Source organism: Pedobacter petrophilus, from assembly GCF_009674725.1.
Taxonomy (GTDB): domain Bacteria; phylum Bacteroidota; class Bacteroidia; order Sphingobacteriales; family Sphingobacteriaceae; genus Pedobacter; species Pedobacter petrophilus.
This window is the reverse complement of record NZ_WKKH01000026.1, coordinates 24160-48085: the sequence shown is the minus strand read 5'-3', so window position 1 is coordinate 48085 and position 23926 is coordinate 24160. Positions and strand designations below refer to the sequence as shown.

The following is a 23926-nucleotide window of genomic DNA, read 5'->3' as shown; positions in this document are numbered from 1 at the left end:
TTTTGTTATTTTTGCAGCCATGATTTCATTTTTCGAGGCTACACTAAAACAACTTTCCATCCACCATACCGGTAATAAACTGGTTGAAGAATATTATAAATTATCTGATGCGCCGCTCCGGCTAGATGATGAGGTTTTGAGTAATTTGCTGATGCAATATTTCCTTAAGCCTTTCGAAAAAGTGAATGAAGTTTACCATTTCTTTCATCCTAACGATAACTTAAACTTAAATGAAGTTTATCATTTTGCACATGAAATTTTCGAAAATACCGAACTTTTTCATGAAGACTCGCAACAGCTCGCTAAATATTTATATGATGTAGCCAATCACCCAAAAATTAAATCAGGCGAACTTTATGTAGCCTATTTTGAAAAGGTGCAGATTGAAGGTGAGCAACTGGATGTACTGGGTATTTTTAAATCGGAAACGAAAGATACTTACCTGAAAGTTTTTCCTAAAGATGATGGCTTTAATATGAGCTATGAACAGGATGCAATCAGCATTAATAAACTGGATAAAGGCTGTTTAATTTTTAATACCGAAAAAGAACAAGGTTATAAAGTGGTGGTACTGGATCAGTCGAAAAGTAGCAATGAATCTGCCGTTTATTGGAAAGATGAATTTTTAAAGCTGAAAGTTAGAAACGATAGTTATAACCAAACCAATAACGTTTTGGGCGTTTACAAAAACTTTGTAACGCAGAAGCTGGATGATAATTACGAAATCAGTAAAGCAGATAAAATCGATTTGCTAAACCGTTCGATGAAATATTTCAAAGAGAAAGAAACCTTTGATATGGAAGAGTTTGGAAACGAAGTGATTGGGAATACTGAAGGAATAGAATCATTCAAAAACTATAAAAAGAATTACGAAGAAGAATTTGAATCGCCCATTGCCGATAACTTCGAAATTGCCGAATCAGCAGTGAAAAAACAGGCACGGGCTTATAAGAGCGTGCTTAAGCTTGATAAGAACTTTCACATCTACATCCACGGAAATAAAGATATGATCGAAAAAGGTTACGATGATGATAAATCAATGAACTTTTATAAGGTGTATTTTAGAGAAGAGGAGTAGGTTAAGAAGTCGTTAGTCGGGAGTCTTTAGTCATGAGTCCGGGGTGGAATGAGTTGGGAGTCTTTGGCTCGAATAGACTATCGACTACAGACTTTGGACTAATGACTGCGGACTAAACTGATTAAATCCGCTGTTGCGCTTTCAATGCTAAATACTGGTTAATCACGTTAACCGTTAATTTTTGAGGGGGTGTAAGTACCGAAAGGATGCCATGTTTGTTAAGCTCTTTCACCATCAGCTTTTTCTCGTAAATAAATTTTTCGGCGATGGTTTTGTGGTAAATGCCTTCAATATCTTTAGCTGGTTCGGTACTGAGCGCTTTGAGTTCGGTATTTTCGAAAAATACCACCAGAAGTAAATGATACTTAGAAATTCTTTTTAAATAAGGAAGCTGCCTTTGAAGTGCCGATAAGCTTTCAAAATTGGTAAAAAATACCAATAAACCACGTTGCTTAATTACTGACCTTATGGAGCTGTACAAAAGTTCGAGATTGCTTTCCAGGTATCTTGTTTTCTCTTTGTACAACACGTTCATAATGGTGCCCAGCTGTCCGGCTTTTCGATCTGCGGGAACGATGGCTCCAATGGTTTCTGATATGGTGATTAAACCTGCCTTATCCTCTTTAAGCATCGCTACTTTTGCGAGGGCAACACTTGCATTAATAGCATAATCCAATAAACTCAAACCTTCAAACGGCATGCGCATCACCCGCGATTTATCAATAATGCAATAGATGTTTTGCGAGCGCTCATCAGTATAAGTGTTTACCATTAAAGCACTTTTCCTGGCGGTGGCTTTCCAGTTTATGGTGCGAATGTCATCACCACCTACATAGTTTTTAATCTGATCGAACTCCGTACTTTGGCCAATTTTCCTGATTTTTTTTATGCCAAACTCTGTGAGGTACCGGGATACCGCCATTAACTCATATTTACCGAGATTTATAAATGATGGGTAAACGGGTAAAACTTTCGCGCCATCGAAATTATACCGGCGGGTTACTAAACCTATTGGCGAAGCAATAAAAACCCTGATAAAACCAAAATCATATTCGCCTCGTTTGGTTGGCCGTAAATTGTAATGAATGGATTTGATGGCGCCGGGTGGTAAATTCAATCGGAAATCTTTATCCCGTAGCTGAAACTGAAAAGGGATTTCATCAATTACCCTGACATTTACAGTAAAGCCATACTTGCTCTTTACTTCAATTTCAATCGGATTTTCATCGCCGTTACTTAAACGTTTGGATGTTAATCTCTTTGCCTCAATTCCCTGAACATTGCGGTATAAAATAAACAGATCAATAAACCACAGCATCAACACTACACCTAAAGCAATTTCCGGGATTTCGCCCAGCCAGCTGAAAAAAAACTTCAGCAGAAAAAGTAAAATACAAAATCCCAGGGCCGCAAATAAGCGGTCAGTTAAAAAGAGATTGGTATAATATTGCTGAAAGAATTTTTTCAAGGTGTATTATTTAATATGGTGGCGATTGGTGGTTATGCTGCTATCTGGGTACTTCAATTTTCTTAATAATTTGATGTACGATATCACTTGTGGTTAACCCTTCCATTTCCTTTTCTGGCGATAATAAAATCCGGTGCGCCAATACCGGAATGGCAACCGCGATAATATCATCTGGTGTTACAAAATCACGATTTTGAATGGCAGCTAACGCTTTAGCACTGTGCACAATGGCTAATGATGCCCTTGGCGATGCCCCTAAATAAAGTGATGGATTATTGCGGGTTTCATTTACAATCTTCGCAATAAATTCCAAAAGCTTAGGTTCTACAAATAAATTACGGATAATAGATCTGGCTTCCTGGATTTGCTGAACAGATAGAACCGGCTTTACATCGGAAGCTAAACTTTTATTCACCAGCGTATGTTGTGCCATCAAAATAGCTGTTTCTTCTTCAAGAGATGGATATTTCACCTCAATTTTAAATAAAAACCGGTCTAATTGTGCTTCGGGCAAGCGATAAGTTCCTTCCTGCTCGATCGGGTTTTGCGTGGCTAATACCATAAAAGGCTCGTCCATTTGGTAGGTTTCGCCATCAATCGTTACCTGGCGCTCTTCCATTACTTCAAATAAAGCCGACTGTGTTTTTGCAGGTGCACGGTTTATTTCATCAACCAGGATAATGTTTCCGAAGATTGGTCCCTTTCTAAACTCAAAATCGCCGCTTTTGGTGTTAAAGATAGGTGTTCCCAAAACGTCAGAGGGCATTAAATCTGGCGTGAACTGAACACGGGAAAACTGTGCATCAATAGATTTTGCCAATAATTTTGCGCTTAAGGTTTTAGCCACACCCGGCACACCTTCAATCAGGATATGGCCGTCGGCAAGTAAGCCAACAATTAGAAAATCGATAACCTGTTTTTGTCCGATAATGATACTGCCAAGCACACTTCTGATCTGTTCTACCGCCGCATTCAGGGCAGTTAAATCAGTGCGTTGGTTAAATTGTTCCTGCTCCATGGCGTTGTGTATTTTTAAAAAACTGTTCTATACTATCGTTTAAAATAATGAGTTCATGGTCGCTTACGCTGGCCATGGTTGGTATTTGCATAAAATACTTTGTTAATGTTTTGGCAGATGTTTCATTGATTCCCGTTTTCTCTGCTAATAATTTTGAGAAATTGCTATCTATTTCATTCGTTTTGAGGTAATACCTGGATCGTAAATATTCCATAAAATAATTGATTTTCTTCATGGCAATATCCTGGTTATTCCGTTCGTGGTAATAGACACTGCCTACAACGGTTACAAATTCAACAGAAGCATTTGTCATCAGATCAACAGTTGGGATAATGCGTTGTTTCCGTTTAACCTCATAAAGTACAAAAATAATCAGGCTGAAAATGGTTAGGTAATAAGCCCATTTCAGTTCCGGATGGGTAAAGAAAACCCTTAAAACATCTGTCGTTTCATTTTTTTGCCTGGAAAAATATTCGTCCAGAATAATCGTTTTGCTGTTTTGAAGGTAACTTAAAGTTTTGCCGGCATATTCTGCGCCATATTTATCAAGCAGCACAAAGTTGGTGTAAAAACCAGGTTCAGCAATGAGATAAAGCGATCCCCTGCCAAAATCATACTTAATAAAATTAGGCTGATTAGAAGAATTAAGGCCTAAAACGGTCACTTTTTTGAAATTAAGACCAGTAAAATACTGACTGCCTATCCCCCGGTCAAATCCGTAATTGGCATCGGTTTTTAGGTTTGGATTGGTAAAGTTTAATGAAGTTCCATTGGCCGACATTGAGCTTGCTGTACTAAACTTCAGCATTTTTTCGAGTTTGCCAAAATCATAGCTCGCGATAAATACATGATTACCTGCCTGGATATATTTTTTTAACTGTTCAAAATCATGGTCGGCCAGGTTCACTTTTTGAGCCACAATTAAATAAGAAGATTGATTAAAACCTTTGTTTTTAAGTGTATTGTAAATGGGAACTTTTGTTCGGTTAACCGTTGCGTGTGGTGCAATATCTTTGATCCTGTTATGGAGAATATAAGTGCCGTAAGGAATTTTATCTGAAGAAAGATAGGTTGGCGCCCAGTTGGTTGGCGTGGGCTTGTTGTATTCTGCCAGCAGGTAAGCCACGATAATGATTAAACCTAGTGCGAAATAAATTTTGAAACCCCTCATTTAATCTGATTATTAAACTGGTTAAACGACTTTTTTATAGGCTCAAACTTATTGGCATCTATCGGAAAATCTCCATACCAGATGTAATCAAACTGAAGGGTAAGATCGCTAAAATCACGCTTTAATTCCGGCTTACTGATTTCTGTTAAATAATTGTAATTGGTTTTATCTGGTTGCCATTGAATAATCTGCGCATCGCTAAGTTTCTTTAATGCCCGTAAATAAAGCAATCTCACTGCGAGGCGGAATTTACCATCTGCAACTAAACGTTGCAGTTCTTTATCGTAATCTATTTCGTGGATATTTTCATTTAAAACGTCGTAAGGTAAAATGGTTTCAAGTGGCTTTTTACTGAAGATATTTTTGGCTCCAATCATTTTTACGATTAAAAACGCCAGTAAAGCGATTCCTATACCAATGAAGAAATATCTAGAAACAGCGTTAGATGCTGCACCAACAAATAATTTACTAATCATTTTCCAAAACCACATCCAGAATTTCTCCCAAAAAGAGAGTTGCCTGCCTTCTACCTCATCATATTGAAACTCCTTTTGTTCTTTGTAATCGCTGATGGCACGTTTGTCAAATTTCGACGGGGTAATTTGGCTGCTGTCTGTTTTCATTGCCCTTTTTACCGGCACAGGTTTAGCAACCTGGGCTTGAGCAGTACCAATTATGGGTGCAAGACAGATTAAGGAGATTAAAAAATATTTCAAAAACTTCGGCATTCTAATATTCTTCAGGGCGGGTATCAGTTGGTTTTTCTGTATTTCCGAAATTAGAGATGCGTTCCATTAAACCTATACTTTCTTTTTCTTCGACCAGGCTAAAGTACATTAAAGAAACAGTGATAATGGGTACAATGGTAAATACCTGGCAAAGCGACTGTAAAATTGTGGTAATCATAGTTAAGGTTAAAGACATTTGCGGGCCCTGGTGAGAGAACATGCCAAGCATGCTAAATAGTGTTGTAGGTAGTACAATTAAGGTAGAGCAAGCGTAAATAATAATCCAGATGATAATTAAAGTACCGAACGTAACCCAGAAATTATTTTTAATAATGTTGAAACTTCTGGTGAATGAATAGGCTAAATTTGAATTTTCAATCACCATAATAGGAAACGTCATCGCAATAAAAGGAAAAAGGTAAAACCCTGGTACCAGGCAGAGTACAAAACCAACAACTAATAAAATCATCAATAAAAATGAACTTCCGAAAACCCTGAAAAAATAATGTTTAAAGTATATCCAGGTCTCTTCGAGCTTTGGGGTTTGATTTCCTTTCTGAACGTAAATTGCGATGTAAGAAAGTATGGCAACCGTCATGCTCGCATAGCTGGCAAATGAAAAGGTAAGGGATAAAAAGTATTCTATCCCATAAAGGCCCATACCTCTTGTTCTGTTAATGCTGCCTGCTGTGTTAATCACATTAACCATTTTAACCTGTTGCAATAAAAGGGTAGCCATGCTGGCCAGTACAAATAGCCCGCAAAAAGTAAAGTAGGTTTTTATAAGCGGCTTAATATTCTGCCGGATGAAAGTGAAGGTGTCATTGATCACCTGTCCAAAATCTCTTCTTTTCTTAAATTCAACGGTTTCGGCCATGTTAATTGATTTGTGCTAACTTCTTATGGATTTTAGCCGGGTAAATAAATACGTACCAGATGATAAATACAGCTGACGATAATAAAATGGTTAGGCTTACGGCCATTGGCATTTCGGTATGGCGGGTTACGAAGCTCTCAAAAAATGCAGCGACGATAAAAATCGGGATAAGGCCAAGCACTATTTTTAAGCCTTGTTTTGCACCTCTTAATGTAGAGGCTAACCGGGTATAGGTTTTCGGGAAAAGGAAACTATTTCCAAGAACCAAACCTGCAGCTCCCGCAAGAACAATCGCCGAAATTTCTAACGTTCCATGAATCCAGATAACCAAGACCGACTGTAAGCCCAGGCCCCTGCTGAAAAAGAAATATTGAAAGGAGCCCAGCATGATGCCGTTTCTAAATAAGGAAACAATGGAGCCAAAGGAAAAAATGATCCCCAATACAAAGGTATATAGCGCTACATAAATGTTATTTGCACCAATTTGTAAAAACATTAAAAACTCATTCTGTTGTTTGTAAACCCCAAATGGATCACCTTTTGCAATATTTTCATTAGTCATATTTACATAACCATCACCCATAATTAAACGAACAAATGTATCATCATATTTGGCAGATAAGGCGCCAATTGCACATGATACAAGAAAAAAAGCCAATGCATAGTAGATTTGCTTTCGGTGCTGGAAAAAAATTAAAGGGAGCTCTGTTTTCCAGAAATAAAGAAAGCGATTTGATTTTTCTTTCTTGTTCTTATAAACGGATTGATGGAGTTTGGAAGCCAGTCCGTTAAGGTAAGCCGTAGTTTTTGATTTTGGGTAAAATGTTTTAGCATAGGCCAGATCATTGGTTATCTCTATAAACTGGTTAGCAATTTCATCAGGTTTCGCCTGCTGAATGCCTTCGAAGTACTTCCACTTTTCTGTATTCTGCTTAACAAATAATGCTTCTCTCATTTAACGGTATTCCAAATCCTGGGTTAAAATAGTTAAATTTTAACAGATACAAAAGACAGATGCGAAACATTGATCGGTAATAACGGAAAAAAAGTAATTGTGGTTAACCACTTTATCCCCAAAAAAAATTATGTTTGAGATATGGATACCATTAAAATAAGCACTGCACAGAATATTGATATTGAGTATGAGATAGCAGGGCTGGGGGAACGCATTGCTGCAAGATGTATCGATTTGGCTGGCTTCATTGTATTATATTTTTTGTCCGTAATCATCGGATTAATTGCTTCTATTGGATTATCCGGGCTAAGTTTTTATGTGGCATTAATTGCGTTTCTCATATTGTTTGTTTTCTACGATCTGGTTTGTGAACTTTTTATGAACGGACAAACTTTTGGTAAGAAGGCACTAAGAATTAAAGTGATTAGTTTAGATGGCGCGCAACCCACATTCGGCCAATACATTTTCAGGTGGTTGTTCAGGATGGTCGATTTTGGAATTCCCTTTGGTTGGGGCGTAGTAGCACTGGTATCTGTTGTGGTTACGAAAAATCATCAACGCGTAGGCGATATTCTTGCCAAAACAACATTAATTAAAACCAGGCCGCGCACACAAATTGAAAATGTAGCTTTTAGTTTTACCTTGCCTGATGAATATCAACCTATATTTAAAGAAGTCCTCCACTTAAATGATCGGGATATTGAACTGGTTTACGAAGTGTTGACCAGTTATTACCAAACAGGAAACCCACAGTTGATTTATACCATGACAGGTAAAATTAAAGAGCATATTTTAACCACCATTCCGGCAGGAATGAATGAATTACAGTTTTTAGAAACCGTAATGAAAGATTATAAGCACCTGACTTCTAATCTGGGTTAAACTTCCGGCCCTGGTAACCGGAAGCTTTAATTGATTTCTGAAATTTGTCTACACAATTCCAGCGCCTAATATTAATCTTAACGAACCCAATAAGATAGCAATAGCACATAACACAATACCTGTAACTGCAGCGCCGGTAGGCATGTTGATCCGTTTCTCTTGATTGTATCCAAGTATACTTAGGATTAAACCTACTATGGCAAATGGAATGTTAAGCCAATTGAATGCTCCAAAGCAAGGAATGAAGCCTAAAATCATTCCTAGAATGGATAAAATTCCAAATATTAATCCTACTGTTTTCATAGTTAACTGTTTTTTGGTTTAAAGTGATTTATTAATTTAAATGTTGAAAAAGCGATAAAAAAGAGACCGTTAAGTAACATAGACACAAATAAAATTATGCTGCCACGGTTCAATACCAATGCATCTCTAAAGTTTAATAATCCAATTTGAATAAATGCCCTGCTCATGCCACAAAAGCAACAGGTATCATGACTGGCTTTTGCACTACACTGCGGAATGAGTTTTAAATATTCGGGATTTAAGAATTTACTGCTCAGTATAATAATTATCATAAGCAATGAGATGATAATCCAGACCATTTTAAAGGCGAAAATTGTTTCTGAATTTTTAGATTTCATTCACTTAAAAATCAATACCTAAGCCACCCGGACAGCGCATTTGGGTGATGTAAAGCATGTATATAAGCGCTGATTTGACAATGATAGGGATTAATATTGTCTTTCTAAAATTTAGGCTGATATTTTTTAAACTACGAAATTCGTATTATTGTGTTAATGCATTTAACACCTTTGGTAATAGTTCTAAAGCCCAATCAGCATACATTTTTCCGCTTGGATGGAGGCCATCCGGTGCTATAAGTGTTAAATCTGTAACTGCATTCCTGGATGCAGAGGTAATGTCAGTATAGCTTACTCCGGTAGTAATTGTGATATCGCGGTTTGCTGCGTTGAAACTGTCAATTTCTGCTGCAATCGCCTCCTGGCTTTTAGGCGAACTTTTTGCAAATGGCGTAGCACCCCAATCTGGAATAGAAACCACAAAAACACGGTCTTTCCTGCCATTAGCGAAATCAATCGCAGTTTGTAAAAGTGCCGCAAATTCTTTTTTATAAGTATCTATGGGGTAGTCCCGATATTGATTATTTACACCAATTAATAGCGTAACAAAATCGTATTTGGTAGTTAGACTGGCTTGCTTAATTGCGTTTTGTAATTCATCCGTAGTCCAGCCGGTGGTGGCCATAATTTTTGGGGAAGCAACTGCTATACTTTTTTCTTTTAATAGCTTTTGAAGCTGAAATGGAAACGATTCCTGCTGTGTTACGGCCTCACCGATGGTATAAGAATCGCCCAGGGCCAGATAAGAAATGTTGCGCGCTTGAAGGGAGGATGTTACCGGAGGAATGGTCTCTATAGCAGGCATACTTATTTCTTTAGTAAAAGCCGAAGTTAGCAAAGAAAATAAAAACCTCCTAACAGCCCTTAAGCAGTTGTTAAAAACTTAGTTTTATAGTAATGCGGTAATAAGCTTTTTTCTAAAAGCAGTATCGGTAATAATACTAGCTTCAAAGCCGCCAAAATTGTGATTGATCATTGTATTTTCTTTTTCCGTTAGGTTATTAAAGAAAAAGGCACAGGCTACTTTAGCTTCTTTTTGGTCTGTAGCATAAAAGGCATCTGTTATAATAAAAGCAGTTGACCCTCCTTTTTGCCCAAGGTGTTTAAATGCCTGTTGGTTTGCCGGGAATACCATTGGCCATTCCATAATCTGATCCAATATACTTTGAACTTCAGTTTTAAAATAGCTCCTGCTGTTAACCTTCTGCATTAAGTTTGCATAATCTGCTGCAGTTGAGGCCACTAATCTATCTGACCATATTTTCTGTAACTTCATTGATAAGTTTTTGAAGTTAAAAGTTTTAATAAATGTTGAGTCGGCTTTTAGTTTGAGATGATTGGCTTCACATCGCTTCCTATATTCATCTACCGGCATAGCCTCCAATAGCGCTGCCCATTTACTTTCATCAATATTTTCAGGTTTAAGGCAAGTCATTAATGCGGCGGCCGTGAAATAAAAGTATAAACTATGTTGTTGCAGTTTTAACGTTTTTATATTGTGGTTAATATTCGCTAAACCTAATAAATCTTCGAGGTATTCGGTATTGGCATTAGAACTAAACTGAATCATACCTTTTGCAATTTGGAGTAAAGAAACACTATCCCCTTTTTTCTTTTTTAAAGATTTTAGCCATTCGGTATGGGCACCTCCATCAGTAAAAGGGATGTAGTATTTGTTTAATTCGCTTATCGCTATGTTTTGATCTGGATTAAGCTTTTTAGCTGCTGCCTGATTTGAAAACTCCACTGCAATAATTGTTTTGGCTGCACTGGCTAAAGGCATTATCTGGTTGCCACTAAAATGGAGTGTTTCTTTACCATTCTCAATAAGTACAATCGATGCCTTTTTAGGATTATCCTTAATGAATTTAATTACATCATCTAAACTTTGTGCTGAAGCATGCGTTGTTGCCATTGCTAAAAAAAGTATAAAAATGAGCTTAACCATTAAGAAAGTTCCATTTTAAACAGATCAGCAATATGGTTTTTTAATTTTTCTTTCACTTCTTCCATGTCCAGTGTATAGCCTAATTCTTTCGCTAAAGAAGTAACCGCTTTATCATCAATTCCGCAGGGAACAATGTTTTTGAAATAATCAAGATCTACATTTACATTAAACGCAAAGCCATGCATGGTTACCCAGCGGCTGCAACGAACGCCCATGGCACAAATTTTTCTAGCCTGATCATTATCTGGATCTAACCAAACGCCGGTATAGCCAGGGTAGCGGCCCGCTTCAATGCCGTAATCCTTTAAAGTTAAAATAACAGCTTCCTCTAAAAATCGAAGGTATAAATGAATATCAGTGAAAAAATTATCCAGGTCCAAAATGGGATAACCTACAATTTGGCCGGGCCCGTGGTAAGTAATGTCTCCACCACGATTGATTTTATAGTAAGTGGCATGTTTCTCTTTCAGGCCTTCTTCATCAAGCAGTAAATTTTCCGGATGCCCACTTTTGCCTAGCGTATAAACATGGGGATGTTCATTAAAGATCAGATAATTAGGTGTTGGTAACTGAGTGCCGTTAACCCTGTTCTCCGTTTTAATGGCAACCGTTTTATTCAGTAATGCTTCCTGTTTGTCCCAGGCCTCCTGATAATCAGTTAAGCCCCAATCTATAAATTGCGTAGGTACCGGTTTTGTTTCCACAGCCTTTTCTTCGAACTCGCTCATTTGATAAAATTTTATGCCTTGTTAGCTACATAACCCAACATGTAACCATCTTTTGTTTTAAAATAGTTAACCGTTAAAGCCCTTGTTCCGCCAGGTAATTCTACAATAGCATTTAAACTACCCTCGGCTTTTAGTTTAAACGGTTTAATGTGAATATCCCGTTTAAATTCCAGTCCCTTTTTACCATGCCATTTGTAGATTGCTTCTTTTGCACACCAGGCAACGTAAAGACCTTCCGTATTGTTGCCAATTTGCTTTTGAGCAAGTTCAATATCACTTAAGAACTTATGTTTAATGCTTTTTATTTTATGTTTAATCAGTTCAATATCCACACCAACGGCAAACGCTTTACTAATCATTACTGCAGCATAATCATAAGAGTGACTTAACGAAATCTGATACTCAGAGTTTACAAGAAAGGGTTTACCATCCTCATCAAACTGGCAATCTATATATTCGGTTGTGTTGAGCAGGGTGCGCAATAATAGTCGCGTGCTTAACCAGTGTAAAAGCCTTTTGCCATTATTAAAGGAAGAGATCAGATCTAGTTCATGTTGCTTTAATTGTAGGCCAGCCAACATTTCTTCTTCAGTTTCTTCAATTTTCCAGATCGCCAGAACCGAATGGTCATCAATATTTTTATTATAAACTATTGGCATTTATAAAATTGGAGATTAGGATGCAACATTATCTTAATTAATTGATAATTTAGGCCAAAAATACGCATAAAAATGATATTATCTGACAAAAGGATATTAGAAGAAATTGAGAAGGGTACAATTATAATTGAGCCGTTTAAGCGGGAATGTTTGGGGACAAATTCTTACGATGTACATTTAGGAAAATACCTGGCCACTTATAAAAGCCGTATTTTAGATGCCAAGGCACACAACGAAATTGAGCATTTTGAAATTCCAAAAGATGGTTATATTCTTCATCCGGGCACCTTATATTTAGGCGTAACTTTAGAATATACTGAAACCCATAGCCATGTGCCGTTTTTAGAAGGTAAAAGCAGTACCGGCCGCTTAGGCATTGATATCCACGCCACTGCCGGGAAAGGTGATGTTGGTTTTTGCAATACCTGGACTTTGGAAATATCTGTTGCTCAGCCTGTTAAAATTTATGCGGGTATGCCAATTGGCCAGTTAATTTATTTTGTAGTGGAAGGAAATATCGAAACCATGTACAATTCTAAGGGCAATGCGAAGTACAATAACAAAACTACCCGCCCAGTAGAAAGTATGATGTGGAAGAATAATTTCTAGTATAAATTTCATGTGATCTTCATTATTATATGCCTCGGGTTTTGTACCTTGAGGCATATTTTTATTTATAGTTACCATATAATGAAATTCAGAATCACGCTCATTTCCAGTTTCCTGTTAATCATTTTAGGCTTCTCTGCTTTTAGAATGGATGATGATCCATTTACGCAGCTCCTGAAAAAGCTGGAAGACTATACCAATAAATTTCCACAAGAAAAGGTGCACCTCCATCTGGATAAACCCTATTATGCCATTGGCGACGATATTTGGTTTAAGGCCTATATTGTAGATGCAAAATCCGCCGCACCTTCCATATTAAGTGAGATCCTTTACGTGGAATTAATTAATGAAAAAGATTCGGTAAAAAAGCAACTTAAACTGCCTGTGGTGAGTGGCATTACCTGGGGAGATTTTAAACTTCCTGATTCCCTATCCGAAGGAAATTATCGCATCAGGGCTTACACCAATTACATGCGAAACTTTGGAACAGCGTTTTTCTTTGATAAATCCATAAAAATCGGAAATAGCTGGGCCAACAAAGTTTTTACCGAAACCAAATATGATTTCAAAAAGGAAAATAGTGCGGATCGGGTTACAGCTACCATTCACTTTGCCGATAAAGATGGGAAAGCCTATAACGATAACGAAGTAGCCTATGATGTTCAGCTGGATTATAAATCGGTGGAAAAAGGCAAGACAAAAACCACATCAAACGGCGATGCAGTTATTACTTTTGTAAATACAAACGGGTTTACCAATAAAACCGGGAAAATTGTTGCTACAATTACGTTAGCCAATAAACAAAAGGTAATGAAGTCGATTCCTGTCACGGCAACCTCCAATGATGTTGACGTTCAATTTTTGCCTGAAGGCGGCAGCCTGATCGAAAATTTGCCCGAAAGGGTAGCAATTAAGGCCGTAAATGCCTCAGGTCACGGAGAAAACGTAAAAGGAGTGGTGGTAGATGAAGCAGGTATGGAAGTAACCTCATTCGAAACAACTTATTTAGGGATGGGAAGTTTCATCTTCAATGCTCAGGCGGGTAAAACCTATACTGCAAAAGTCAAATTTGCTGATGGTTCTTCGAAAGATTTCAAAATGCCTTTAGCTCAAAAAAGCGGTTATGCCATTTTTATTAACAATCTAGATACAGGAAAGGTCTCGCTTAAAATCATGTCGAGTGAAAACCTGGTAAATGGAACAGAATTGAAAATTGTTGCACAGCAGGCTGGGAATGTCTTTTATGTCTCCAAAGCGAAAATGGAAAAGCAAGTGCTCATGGCTAGCATTTCCAAAAATAAATTGCCATTGGGTATTGTACAGTTTACGCTTTTTTCCAGCGATAATCAGCCCATTGCAGAAAGATTAATCTTCGTAAAAAATAAAGCTGAAGTATTAGATGTGGCCCTCAACACTTCGCAGGTATCCGCCAGTAGAAAAGGGAAAACCATTTTTAGTTTCGATGCCACAAATCAACAAAAACCAGCATTGGGAAGTTTCTCTGTCGCGGTAACGAATACAAACAAAGTTACGCCGGATGATGACAATGAAACCAATATTTTAACCTCATTGTTATTAACGTCAGACCTTACGGGATATATAGAAAAACCCAATCACTATTTCTTAAACGACGACCTTAAAACGCAGAAGGAATTAGATAATTTATTATTGACACAGGGCTGGAGGAGATTCCTCTGGAAAAATATCATCAGCGGCGCCGAACCATCAATTACCTATAAGGCAGAAAAATCCTTAGCCATAAGTGGAACCGTGATGAAGGGCAATAAACCAGTTGTTGGTGGAAAAGTGATGTTAATGGCGACAAAAGGTTCTGTTTTTATTCTTGATACGGTAACCAATGCAGAGGGTAAGTTCGTTTTTGATAACCTTAATTTTGGAGACAGCACTAAATTTGTGGTTCAGGCCAGAACAAAGACTGAACGGAAATTTGTAGATATTAATGTTGATGTAGTGCCAGGGCAGGTAGTAACGAAGAGTAAAAATAGCGGTGATGTCGAAATTAACGTGAACAATAGCCTGATGAATTATATCAAAGAAAGTGATAACTACTTTAATGAAATGACGCGTTTAGGTTTATTGGAAAGAACGATTAAACTGGAAGAAGTAACCATTACCGAAAAGAAAAATCCTGCGAAGAATTCTGCAAACCTGAATGGCGCAGGACGTGCAGATTATATCCTCACGAGCGAAAATTTATCAACCTGTATCACTTTATCTCAATGTTTGCAAGGTCGTTTGCCGGGCGTGCTTTTCAGGGGGAATGTTCCTTACCTGATGCGGAGTCAGAACACCCCAATGTCTATTGTTTTAGATGGCATGCGTGTCGAAGCTGAGTTTTTAGATAACATCGTTCCAAGCGATGTAGAAACGATCGAACTATTAAAGAGCATTGGCAATACCGCAATTTATGGCTCACAGGGCGGGGGCGGTGTCTTGGTAATTACCACTAAGCGCGGTGGAGGAACATCAAATTATAATCGATATGCACCAGGGATTGTAAGTTTAAGCCCTAAAGGATTTTCAGTTTCCAGGGCATTTTATTCGCCACTATATGATGCGGCAACAACCAATAATACCCGTAAAGATTTACGCACAACTATTTATTGGAATCCACAAGTGGTTGCGCAGCAAGATGGAAAGGCAAAATTTGAATTCTATAATGCGGATGAAGCAGGACAATATCGTGTAGTAATCGAAGGGATAGATGCTTCAGGCCATTTGGCGAGAAAAGTTTATACTTATGAAGTTAAATAAAGAAAAATAAATAAATTTGATTATTATGCAAGCATAGTGATTATTGATATTTAACAACCATTACCATGAACACAATTAAAGTAAGCGTAAAAGATCGACTGGCAACAATTACACTTGATAGCGGAAAATCCAATGCATTAGGACGTGAATTAATTACCGAACTGGATGATATGCTTAAAAATATCGCTGCTGATGCTAATATTGGTGGGGTAATCATCACAGGAAAAGCACCATTTTTTTCTGCCGGATTAGATTTGATAGAACTCTATGGCTACAATGAGGAAGAAGCGAAATCTTTTTTTGAGTTGTTCTTTGAATTTACAGCAAATTTAGTTTCATTTAAAAAACCAATGGTTGCTGCCATTAGCGGCCATAGCCCTGCAGGTGGTTGCGTAATTGCGCTGGCTTGCGATGCCCGGGTAATGGCTGAAGGTCAGTTTATTATCGGCTTAAATGAAGTTCCGGTTGGCATTATTGTTCCAAATAGCATTTTCCAGCTGTATGCTTTTTGGATTGGAAAAGCAGAAGCTGCCCGGAGTTTATTAACCGGAAGACTTTTTAGTCCGGAAGAGGCATTTAAGGTTGGTTTGGTAGATGAGCTGGTGAAAAATGAAAGTCTGTTAACCGCCGCAGAGCGAAAAATTAAGAAATTTATGGAGCAGGAAAGCAATACCTGGTCGCAAAGTAAACTTAATATCCGCGAAGAATTAATTGCCGCCATGACAGCTGATCAATCTGCTACTTTAGAAAAAATGCTGGCACAATGGTGGTCACCAGGTACACGCCACATATTAGAAACCATTTTGGCTAATTTGCAAAGGAAGTAATCAGTTGCAGTTAACAGTTAACAGTTAACAGTTGGCAGTTGAGCAGTTTGCAATTGCAATTTTACCGTTAACAGTTTAAATTTCCAGTTTCAAACCATCAATTTTCGAATAACCGTTTCACCCGCTAACCAATTTATCTTATGTTAAACTATAACTCACCAATGCTCAGAGAAGATGCTTTAAAAGGCAAAACAATTGTAATTACCGGTGGCGGAACAGGCTTAGGTAAAGCAATGGGGATCTATTTTTTAAAACTTGGCGCCAATTTGGTGATTACCAGTCGTAAGCAAGAAGTGTTGCAAAAAACGGCCGACGAAATGGAAGAGAAAACTGGCGGAAAGGTTTTGGCCGTAGCTTGCGATGTTAGAGATGTGGAACAGGTAGACCAGGTGCTGGCGAAGACATTAGAACGGTTTGGTGCGGTAGATGTGTTATTAAACAATGCTGCAGGTAATTTCATTTCGCCTACAGAACGTTTATCCGCGAATGCTTTTTCATCCATTATAGATATTGTTTTAAAAGGAACCGTTAACTGCACGCTGGCTTTTGGAAAACACTGGATTAAAGAAAAGCAATCGGCTACGGTGCTTAATATTATTACCACTTACGCTTTTACAGGTTCTGCCTATGTAGTGCCTTCCGCGTGTGCCAAGGGAGGTGTTCTTGCGCTAACCAGATCTTTGGCCGTAGAATGGGGAAAATACGGCATCCGAACGAATGCCATAGCTCCGGGTCCGTTTCCAACAAAAGGTGCCTGGGAAAGGTTATTGCCGGGAGATTTAGCAAAGAAATTTGACTTTAAAAACCGTGTGCCCTTAAAAAGGGTAGGAGAGCACCAGGAGTTGGCAAACCTCGCTGCATTTTTAGTGAGCGATTTTTCAGGTTATATTAATGGAGAAGTCATTACCATTGATGGTGGAGAGTGGCTACAGGGTGCGGGTCAAATGAATGGCTTAGAGGCGATTCCAAACGAAATGTGGGATGTGCTGGAGCAAATGACCAGAAGTGCTAAGGGGAGCTAAAAGCACGATTAAAGGCGAAAAAGCTTAATACCAAATAGAATAACCATAACAGATACGTTTATTATTGGCTCAATAATTAAGTATAACGTCTTGATACTTGATACCCGCATCTTGATACTAAAATATTATCTTTGCCCGTATGAATATCTTACTTTTAGGTTCGGGCGGCAGAGAAAGTGCATTCGCCTGGAAAATGAGCCAGTCTTCGCATTGCGATAAATTGATTATTGCACCGGGAAATGGTGGTACAGGCGTTTATGGTACCAACATTAACATCAATGTAAATGATTTCGATTCGATTAAAAAGATTGTTTTAGCAGAAAAAATCGAATTAGTCGTTGTTGGCCCGGAAGAACCTTTGGTTAATGGTATTCACGATTTTTTTCTTGCTGATCAGGCAATTGCCCATATCCCGGTAATCGGACCAAAAAAAGAAGGTGCAATTTTAGAAGGAAGTAAGGATTTCTCTAAACAATTCATGGAGCGCCATGGCATTCCAACCGCAGCCTCTAAATCATTTACTCCAGCAACATTAGCAACGGGTTTAGCGTATTTAGAAACGCACGCATTACCGGTGGTATTAAAAGCTGACGGGTTAGCAGCTGGTAAAGGTGTTTTAATTTGTACGGAAACTATAGAGGCACAGGAAGAATTAAAATTAATGCTCGGAGGTAAATTTGGTGCAGCTGGTGCAACCGTTGTAATTGAGGAATTTTTAAGTGGGATAGAGCTTTCAGTTTTCGTTTTAAGCGATGGCGAAAACTATGTAACCCTTCCGTCGGCCAAAGATTATAAGAGAATTGGTTTAGGAGATACCGGTTTAAATACTGGCGGTATGGGTTCTGTTTCTCCTGTTCCATTTGCTACACCAGAATTTTTGCAAAAAGTAGAAGAACGCATTATCAGGCCAACAGTTGAAGGTTTGAAAAAAGATAATATTGATTATACAGGTTTCATTTTCTTCGGATTAATTAAAGTAGGTGAGGATCCGTTTGTCATTGAATATAATGCCCGTATGGGTGATCCGGAAACGGAAAGTGTAATTCCCCGTATCGAAAACGATCTGGTTGAATTATTCCTGGCAACAGCAAATAAACAGTTAAATCAGGTTAATCTGGTAATTTCTAATCAAACGGCTGCAACGGTAATGATTGTTGCAGGTGGATATCCGGGAGAATATTTGAAAGGCAAAGCCATTAGTGGAATTGAAAACTTACGCCATTCGAATGCTTTTCATGCCGGCACATTATTAGATAACGATGTAGTTAAAACAAATGGTGGACGGGTAATTGCCATTACCAGCTTACAGAAAGATTTGTTTACAGCGTTACAATCAGCTACTGCTGATGCAGGCAGAATTTATTTCGATGGAAAATACTTCCGGGAAGATATTGGATTTGATTTAGTGTAGATCCAGGTTCCGTTCATTCGTTTAATCTATCGTAATAGGCCATTAAAATCTTCTAATAATATATCTGCTGATTCGTCAACGTGGATCACATCCATGAGAAAGGGTTAGCTCAGACAAATAAAAAGCCGAAGATTTGCAGTATTTTATCTGCGAATCTCCGGCTTTTCTTTTACGCCATAGTTAGTGTTTCCACTAACCATTAAAAAACTTAGTTATTTAGATTTGCTTCCCAATAACTCCTGAAGCTTCGTTTGTAATGCTTCTTCTCTTAAGCCTTTAGCAATGATCTTTCCAGTTGGATCAATTAAAAAGTTAGCAGGGATGGATTGAATGCCATACATTCTAGCCACTTCATTGTCCCAGAATTTTAAATCAGATACGTGTGTCCATGTTAATTTATCATCGGCAATTGCTTTTAACCAGGCATCTTTTTTACCGGGACGATCTAAAGAAACACCCAGAACAGTAAAGCCTTTGTCTTTAAATTTGTTATAAGCTACCACTACATTTGGATTTTCCTGACGGCAAGGGCCGCACCATGATGCCCAGAAATCTACCAGTACATATTTTCCTTTAAAATCAGATAATTTAACAGGTTTGCCGGCGGTATCGCCTTGTGTAAAATCCATTGCCATTGCACCAACAGCCGTTTTTCTACCCGCTTCAAATAATTGTGTAAGCTTATTTCCTGCTGGTGTAGACTTTAATTCCGGAGCTAATGCCGTAAAGGCTTTTTCAGCAGCAATAGCCTGTTCAGGATCGCCCGATAACTGACTGATTGCACTTAAACTGATATAAGATTTTGGATTGGCACTGGCAAACTGCAATAAAAGCGGGGTCATGCCTTGGGCAGCTTTTTCATAGCGGGTTCTTAAGGCATCCATTGTTTCTTTATTCTGTTTTTGCTCTGGCGTATAACCATTATATTCCGAGTTAATGGCCATTAACTGATCATTAACAGGTTTAGTTAAAGCGCTTAATTTTTTCGCATCATCATTTACAGGAGAACCCGTAATGGTTGCATTTTTTAATGAATCTGCCGCTGCTAGTTTGATTTTTCCAGGCTCCAGGTAAATGGCCAGGCCATCTACTTTCTCTCCTTGTGCCGGGCGATTAACAAAAGGATTTTTGTTCAAATATAAACTTCCCTGTGCCGGGCTGGCTACTGTTCCTTTAAAAGCGAAGGCGCCATTGGTTACAGTGGTAGAATCGGTTATGTTTTTTCCATCGCCCTGATAAATCAGGTAAATTTTATCTCCGGTTTTTAAGCCTTTAACTTCGCCATTCAGGGCAAAGGGTTTTTGTGCCAATGCTGCAAGTGGCAATAATGCAAGTGCAGATAATACTATTCTTTTCATAGGTTGGTTTAATTTAAATAATTGGAGGTTAGTGGATTGATTCAAAGATAATTATATTGTAATGCTTAAACGCAAATATCCAGGGAAAATTATGAAAGCTTTTGATAGGTTCTCCACCATAAATCCGGCATTTCGCCATTAACAGCCGTTTGGTAATCCTCATAGCGGCAGGGAACTAAATGATACCTTTCGTTTTTAGATTGACCTGACGGATATGGAACCTGCATCCACCAGCGATCAGATTTTTTACTTTTTACAAACATCATTTCGCCGGAACCGTCTTTTAAACTGGTTCTGTAAATCATGAACTGCGATTTTGGTGTAAGCGGGAAATCCTTTTTCCTTGCATAAAATCCATCCACAAAATACCAAATCATTTGCGCCAGTAAAAAGGCTGTTTGGCCATTATTGTCATAAGCCGGATTAAACTCATAGAAACCGATGGAAGTCAACTTATCATTCATGCCTGCATAGCGGGCAATTCTACAAGCTTCTTCACCATCGAAACCATTTGGGGTGGTGTTGGCATTGGCTGCGGCATCGGCCGAACGGATCGCGCCTAAATCAAAACTGATCATGTTCGCATTGCGGATGATTGGCTCTGTTAATGTAATATCCTGCGCAAATTCGCCTAAGCGATGCACGTCAAAATACAGTTTATCCATCACACTCAGGCTTTCCTGATTCACAAAATAGGTTTGATAACCTATATTACTATAGTTGAATAAGAAGTTTGGCTGATGGAGGAAAATTTTGTTCAGGTAACAATCAGACCTAGTATCAATGCCATCGCTTTCATCATCGCCAATATCAAATTGATTGTCGATCACTACTAAATCAACCTTTTGTTCTAAATCTTCATAGCCTAAATATTGCGCGTAGGTTAAATCCTGCCCGCCGCCAATAATGATTGGAATGATATTATTTTTTATCAGTTCAGATACCACCATTTTGATGGCAATATAAGTATCTGCGATAGTTGCCCCGTGTTTAATATTGCCTAGATCGACAATCCTGCTGGTAAAAGCACCTTCATTTAATTTATAGAATTTCTCTCTAAAATAATCAGGGGCCAAAGCACAACCTTCATTATTTACGGCACCCCGCCCATCCAACACGCCAATAATTGCTAAATCATAAGTGTTCTCTTCAAAATCTGGAAAAGATGTGCTGTGAATGTGTGCTTTTAAACCCAGCTGACTGGTGAAAAAACCTTGCTTGGGGGTGAAACGATCAGGGTTTACCGGGGAAAAGAAATCCGTTAACGACATATATTTAAAACTCTCGCCTCAAATATCTATTTTTGAATGCGTATTTCCACATATAGCTCGAAAAAAATAAAATGATACTGGTAACCGGAGGAACAGGGTTTTTAGGCGCTGAATTGCTAAAACAGCTCACTGATAAAGGTTTAGCTGTCCGTGCTTTGAAGCGGGAAAAATCGAATATCCCCCCGTTAGTTCAGGATAATACATTGATTGAATGGTTCGATGCTGATATCAATGAGCCAGCCACGCTCGAAGAAGCATTCGAAGGCATTGCACAGGTTTATCATTGTGCAGCTTTTGTATCCCTCAGTTCGAAGCATAAAAAGCAATTATTTCATGTTAATATAGATGGTACCTCAAATCTGGTAAATCTCTGTATCGAAAACAATTGCCGCCTGTTACACGTCAGCTCCGTTGCGGCTTTAGGCCTTGCTAAAAAAGGGAAACAGATTGCAGAAAAAGACTTTTGGGAATATGATGCTAAAGCCCATGCCTACGGACTTTCGAAATATGAAGGCGAAATGGAAGTTTGGCGAGGCATAAATGAAGGGCTTAATGCAGTGATTGTCAATCCCTCGGTAATTATTGGTAAAAACGCCGGTTTCGAAGGTAGTGGTGCTATTTTCAAACTCGTGAAAAATGGTTTTCCTTTTTACACCAATGGTGCATCTGGTTTTGTAGCTGTTGAAGATGTGGCGAAATCAATGATCCTGTTAATGGATGCTGAAGTTTCTGGCGAGCGCTATATCATCTCGGCAGGGAACATCCATTACAAAGACTTGTTTACAGCGATTGCAAATGGTTTCGGCGTAAAAGCACCAGCTAAAGAAGCCAAACCCTGGATGCTCGGCATCGCCTGGCGGGCGCTCAGATTTGCCGCATTATTTTCCAGGCAGGAGCCCTCTATAACCAAAGATACGGCCACAAGTAGTATCACTTTGAGCTACTATAAGAACAATAAAGTAATTGAACAAACTGGAATAACTTTCAAGCCAGTGCGTGAATGCATAACTGAAATTACCCAATATTTGAAATAATGCCCAAACAAAAAGCGTATTACATTATCGATTTCGATAGCACTTTTACCCAGGTAGAAGCGCTTGATGAACTCGCCAGAATCTCTTTAAAGAACCATCCGGATAAAGAGGCTATTTTCCAAAAAATAGAAGATTACACCAATTTTGCGATGGAAGGGAAACTTTCCTTTTCAGAAAGTTTAGCTCAAAGGGTGAAACTGCTTGAAGCGAATGAAGATCACCTCAAATTGCTGATCAAGCACCTGAAGAAAAAGGTTTCTACTTCATTTTCCCGCAATGCAGAATTCTTTAAAAAACATGCAGATGATGTACTCATTGTGTCTGGCGGTTTCAAAGAATTTATCACGCCGGTTGTGAGTCAGTACTACATTAAAAAAGAAAATATTTATGCCAATACTTTCGTGACTACGGGTGATGGAAAGATTATTGATTACGATCATGCTAATCCGCTAAGCGAAGAGGGAGGAAAAGTAAAGCTCTTGCAGCATTTAAAGTTAGAAGGAATGCTTTTCGGAATTGGAGATGGTTATTCTGATTTCCAATTGCGTGAAAGCGGGTTAATTAATAAGTTTTTCGCCTTCACCGAGAATATTGCCCGGGAAAGTATTGTGGCAAAAGCTGACCACGTTACGCCGAGCTTCGACGAGTTTTTATATGTAAACGATTTGCCCCGGGCCATTTCTTATCCAAAGAACAGAATTCTATGTCTGGTAATTGGTGAGGTAGATCCGGCAACCATTGCGATTTTAAAAAATGATGGCCTTTCTATAAGACAGAAAACATCCTTTGAAGAAAAGTATGTTCAGGATGTCGGAATCATTATTTTAGCAAATGGAGAAAAATTGGATAACGAGCAATTGAAAAACGCAGTTAAATTAAAAACCATTGGTTACTTGGGCAGCGCGAAAAACAAATTTGACTTCGATTTATGCACCAGACAAGGAATAGTTGTTTTTGATGATCCGAAAAATAACCCACGCAACATTGATTTCATTCCCAAACGTGTAGCCGATTTTATGAATACCGGGGCTACTTACTTAAGCAGCAACTTCCCTAATTTACAATTGCCAAAAATCGATAAATCACACCGTTTAATTCACATTCACAAGAATGTTCCAGGGATTATGGCGAAAATTAATACCGTATTTGCAAAACATGATATCAATATTGTCGGGCAGTTTTTAATGACCAATGCTGAGATCGGCTATGCCATCACCGATATCAATGCCCAATACGACAAACAATTGTTTAAATCACTGAAGAAAATTGAGCATACCATTAAGTTTAGGGTGTTGTATTAATTAAACCTAGAAATCGTCTTTGCGAGGTAGCTTTTTCAGCTGCCGAAGCAATCTCTTTTTGAAAATAGATTACATTCTCTATTTAATAGCCCGCCATTGGTTGAAACCAATGGCGATGAATGCCAGCAATCGCTATAAAACACTCGCTATTAGCATCCTGCAATT

General features: G+C 38.4%; 22 protein-coding genes. 9 read left to right on the top strand and 13 right to left on the bottom strand.

Going from position 1 to position 23926, the window contains the following annotated elements:
- The first annotated feature begins 19 nt into the window (after positions 1 to 19).
- Positions 20 to 1078, top strand: coding sequence for a nucleoid-associated protein (locus GJU39_RS15665; protein WP_154281928.1), 1059 nt, complete (start codon positions 20 to 22; stop codon positions 1076 to 1078).
- A gap of 121 nt (positions 1079 to 1199) precedes the next feature.
- Here the strand turns inward: GJU39_RS15665 and GJU39_RS15660 are convergent, their stop codons facing one another.
- The 6 genes from GJU39_RS15660 to GJU39_RS15635 are packed head-to-tail and all read right to left on the bottom strand — an operon-like array spanning position 1200 to position 7295.
- Positions 1200 to 2546, bottom strand: coding sequence for a DUF58 domain-containing protein (locus GJU39_RS15660; RefSeq protein WP_154281927.1), 1347 nt, complete (start codon positions 2544 to 2546; stop codon positions 1200 to 1202).
- A gap of 40 nt (positions 2547 to 2586) precedes the next feature.
- The gene (locus GJU39_RS15655; protein ID WP_154281926.1) at positions 2587 to 3564 is read right to left on the bottom strand and encodes an AAA family ATPase; all 978 of its coding nucleotides are present in this window, start codon (positions 3562 to 3564) and stop codon (positions 2587 to 2589) included.
- Positions 3545 to 4735 carry a DUF4350 domain-containing protein gene (locus GJU39_RS15650; protein ID WP_154281925.1) on the bottom strand — a complete coding sequence of 397 codons (1191 nt, stop codon included), beginning with the start codon at positions 4733 to 4735 and terminating at the stop codon, positions 3545 to 3547. Before GJU39_RS15650 ends, GJU39_RS15655 begins: the two co-directional genes overlap by 20 nt.
- Positions 4732 to 5451 carry a DUF4129 domain-containing protein gene (locus GJU39_RS15645; RefSeq protein WP_167515704.1) on the bottom strand — a complete coding sequence of 240 codons (720 nt, stop codon included), beginning with the start codon at positions 5449 to 5451 and terminating at the stop codon, positions 4732 to 4734. Before GJU39_RS15645 ends, GJU39_RS15650 begins: the two co-directional genes overlap by 4 nt.
- Before the next feature lie 13 nt (positions 5452 to 5464).
- Positions 5465 to 6340 (bottom strand): hypothetical protein, encoded by an 876-nt coding sequence (locus GJU39_RS15640; RefSeq protein WP_154281923.1) that lies wholly within the window; start codon positions 6338 to 6340, stop codon positions 5465 to 5467.
- A gap of 1 nt (position 6341) precedes the next feature.
- Positions 6342 to 7295 (bottom strand): stage II sporulation protein M, encoded by a 954-nt coding sequence (locus GJU39_RS15635; protein ID WP_154281922.1) that lies wholly within the window; start codon positions 7293 to 7295, stop codon positions 6342 to 6344.
- A 141-nt stretch (positions 7296 to 7436) separates the two neighbouring features.
- Here GJU39_RS15635 and GJU39_RS15630 point away from each other — a divergent pair, with 141 nt between their 5' ends.
- Positions 7437 to 8177 carry an RDD family protein gene (locus tag GJU39_RS15630; RefSeq protein WP_154281921.1) on the top strand — a complete coding sequence of 247 codons (741 nt, stop codon included), beginning with the start codon at positions 7437 to 7439 and terminating at the stop codon, positions 8175 to 8177.
- A gap of 48 nt (positions 8178 to 8225) precedes the next feature.
- On the opposite strand, the gene GJU39_RS15625 is transcribed toward GJU39_RS15630, so the two are convergent.
- The 5 genes from GJU39_RS15625 to GJU39_RS15600 all read right to left on the bottom strand — a co-directional run bounded on the left by GJU39_RS15625 (position 8226) and on the right by GJU39_RS15600 (position 12153).
- Positions 8226 to 8480 (bottom strand): hypothetical protein, encoded by a 255-nt coding sequence (locus GJU39_RS15625; protein ID WP_154281920.1) that lies wholly within the window; start codon positions 8478 to 8480, stop codon positions 8226 to 8228.
- Positions 8481 to 8963: 483 nt separating this feature from the next.
- A complete protein-coding gene (locus GJU39_RS15615) occupies positions 8964 to 9623 on the bottom strand; it encodes an SGNH/GDSL hydrolase family protein (protein ID WP_154281918.1) in 660 nt (219 codons plus the stop codon).
- Positions 9624 to 9707: 84 nt separating this feature from the next.
- Positions 9708 to 10766: a serine hydrolase gene (locus tag GJU39_RS15610; RefSeq protein ID WP_154281917.1), complete on the bottom strand. Its 1059-nt coding sequence runs from the start codon at positions 10764 to 10766 to the stop codon at positions 9708 to 9710.
- The gene (gene lipB, locus GJU39_RS15605; protein ID WP_154281916.1) at positions 10766 to 11494 is read right to left on the bottom strand and encodes a lipoyl(octanoyl) transferase LipB; all 729 of its coding nucleotides are present in this window, start codon (positions 11492 to 11494) and stop codon (positions 10766 to 10768) included. The genes GJU39_RS15610 and lipB overlap by 1 nt, the downstream gene beginning before the upstream one ends.
- 11 nt (positions 11495 to 11505) lie before the next feature.
- Positions 11506 to 12153, bottom strand: coding sequence for a 4'-phosphopantetheinyl transferase family protein (locus GJU39_RS15600; protein WP_154281915.1), 648 nt, complete (start codon positions 12151 to 12153; stop codon positions 11506 to 11508).
- A 72-nt stretch (positions 12154 to 12225) separates the two neighbouring features.
- On the opposite strand from GJU39_RS15600, the gene dcd reads away from it, so the two are divergent.
- The 5 genes from dcd to purD all read left to right on the top strand — a co-directional run bounded on the left by dcd (position 12226) and on the right by purD (position 18797).
- On the top strand, positions 12226 to 12762 hold the full coding sequence (dcd, locus tag GJU39_RS15595; protein WP_154281914.1) for a dCTP deaminase: 537 nt from the start codon (positions 12226 to 12228) through the stop codon (positions 12760 to 12762).
- 81 nt (positions 12763 to 12843) lie between these two features.
- Complete coding sequence (locus tag GJU39_RS15590) at positions 12844 to 15537, top strand: TonB-dependent receptor plug domain-containing protein (RefSeq protein WP_154281913.1); 2694 nt, start codon at positions 12844 to 12846, stop codon at positions 15535 to 15537.
- Positions 15538 to 15602: 65 nt separating this feature from the next.
- Positions 15603 to 16364, top strand: coding sequence for an enoyl-CoA hydratase/isomerase family protein (locus GJU39_RS15585; protein ID WP_154281912.1), 762 nt, complete (start codon positions 15603 to 15605; stop codon positions 16362 to 16364).
- A gap of 140 nt (positions 16365 to 16504) precedes the next feature.
- Positions 16505 to 17386 carry an SDR family oxidoreductase gene (locus tag GJU39_RS15580; RefSeq protein WP_154281911.1) on the top strand — a complete coding sequence of 294 codons (882 nt, stop codon included), beginning with the start codon at positions 16505 to 16507 and terminating at the stop codon, positions 17384 to 17386.
- 139 nt (positions 17387 to 17525) lie between these two features.
- Entirely contained in the window at positions 17526 to 18797 is a 1272-nt protein-coding gene (gene purD / locus GJU39_RS15575; protein ID WP_154281910.1) for a phosphoribosylamine--glycine ligase, read from the top strand.
- Positions 18798 to 19009: 212 nt separating this feature from the next.
- Here purD and GJU39_RS15570 read toward each other — a convergent pair whose 3' ends face one another.
- Both GJU39_RS15570 and GJU39_RS15565 read right to left on the bottom strand, forming a co-directional pair.
- Complete coding sequence (locus GJU39_RS15570; RefSeq protein ID WP_154281909.1) at positions 19010 to 20155, bottom strand: TlpA disulfide reductase family protein; 1146 nt, start codon at positions 20153 to 20155, stop codon at positions 19010 to 19012.
- Between the two features lie 89 nt (positions 20156 to 20244).
- Positions 20245 to 21426: a formimidoylglutamase gene (locus GJU39_RS15565; protein ID WP_154281908.1), complete on the bottom strand. Its 1182-nt coding sequence runs from the start codon at positions 21424 to 21426 to the stop codon at positions 20245 to 20247.
- 71 nt (positions 21427 to 21497) lie between these two features.
- On the opposite strand from GJU39_RS15565, the gene GJU39_RS15560 reads away from it, so the two are divergent.
- Positions 21498 to 22460 (top strand): NAD-dependent epimerase/dehydratase family protein, encoded by a 963-nt coding sequence (locus GJU39_RS15560; protein ID WP_154281907.1) that lies wholly within the window; start codon positions 21498 to 21500, stop codon positions 22458 to 22460.
- The gene (locus GJU39_RS15555) at positions 22460 to 23761 is read left to right on the top strand and encodes an HAD-IB family phosphatase (protein WP_154281906.1); all 1302 of its coding nucleotides are present in this window, start codon (positions 22460 to 22462) and stop codon (positions 23759 to 23761) included. The genes GJU39_RS15560 and GJU39_RS15555 overlap by 1 nt, the downstream gene beginning before the upstream one ends.
- The last annotated feature ends 165 nt before the right edge of the window (positions 23762 to 23926 follow it).

Coding starts and splice junctions, on each gene's coding strand:
- GJU39_RS15625 (WP_154281920.1), bottom strand. CDS start 8,480: ATGAAAACAGTAGGATTAATATTTGGAATTTTATCCATTCTAGGAATG.
- GJU39_RS15655 (WP_154281926.1), bottom strand. CDS start 3,564: ATGGAGCAGGAACAATTTAACCAACGCACTGATTTAACTGCCCTGAAT.
- GJU39_RS15555 (WP_154281906.1), top strand. CDS start 22,460: ATGCCCAAACAAAAAGCGTATTACATTATCGATTTCGATAGCACTTTT.
- GJU39_RS15590 (WP_154281913.1), top strand. CDS start 12,844: ATGAAATTCAGAATCACGCTCATTTCCAGTTTCCTGTTAATCATTTTA.
- GJU39_RS15630 (WP_154281921.1), top strand. CDS start 7,437: ATGGATACCATTAAAATAAGCACTGCACAGAATATTGATATTGAGTAT.
- dcd (WP_154281914.1), top strand. CDS start 12,226: ATGATATTATCTGACAAAAGGATATTAGAAGAAATTGAGAAGGGTACA.
- GJU39_RS15640 (WP_154281923.1), bottom strand. CDS start 6,340: ATGGCCGAAACCGTTGAATTTAAGAAAAGAAGAGATTTTGGACAGGTG.
- GJU39_RS15650 (WP_154281925.1), bottom strand. CDS start 4,735: ATGAGGGGTTTCAAAATTTATTTCGCACTAGGTTTAATCATTATCGTG.
- GJU39_RS15570 (WP_154281909.1), bottom strand. CDS start 20,155: ATGAAAAGAATAGTATTATCTGCACTTGCATTATTGCCACTTGCAGCA.
- GJU39_RS15585 (WP_154281912.1), top strand. CDS start 15,603: ATGAACACAATTAAAGTAAGCGTAAAAGATCGACTGGCAACAATTACA.
- GJU39_RS15615 (WP_154281918.1), bottom strand. CDS start 9,623: ATGCCTGCTATAGAGACCATTCCTCCGGTAACATCCTCCCTTCAAGCG.
- GJU39_RS15580 (WP_154281911.1), top strand. CDS start 16,505: ATGTTAAACTATAACTCACCAATGCTCAGAGAAGATGCTTTAAAAGGC.
- GJU39_RS15565 (WP_154281908.1), bottom strand. CDS start 21,426: ATGTCGTTAACGGATTTCTTTTCCCCGGTAAACCCTGATCGTTTCACC.
- GJU39_RS15610 (WP_154281917.1), bottom strand. CDS start 10,766: ATGGTTAAGCTCATTTTTATACTTTTTTTAGCAATGGCAACAACGCAT.
- GJU39_RS15635 (WP_154281922.1), bottom strand. CDS start 7,295: ATGAGAGAAGCATTATTTGTTAAGCAGAATACAGAAAAGTGGAAGTAC.
- purD (WP_154281910.1), top strand. CDS start 17,526: ATGAATATCTTACTTTTAGGTTCGGGCGGCAGAGAAAGTGCATTCGCC.
- GJU39_RS15600 (WP_154281915.1), bottom strand. CDS start 12,153: ATGCCAATAGTTTATAATAAAAATATTGATGACCATTCGGTTCTGGCG.
- GJU39_RS15665 (WP_154281928.1), top strand. CDS start 20: ATGATTTCATTTTTCGAGGCTACACTAAAACAACTTTCCATCCACCAT.
- lipB (WP_154281916.1), bottom strand. CDS start 11,494: ATGAGCGAGTTCGAAGAAAAGGCTGTGGAAACAAAACCGGTACCTACG.
- GJU39_RS15560 (WP_154281907.1), top strand. CDS start 21,498: ATGATACTGGTAACCGGAGGAACAGGGTTTTTAGGCGCTGAATTGCTA.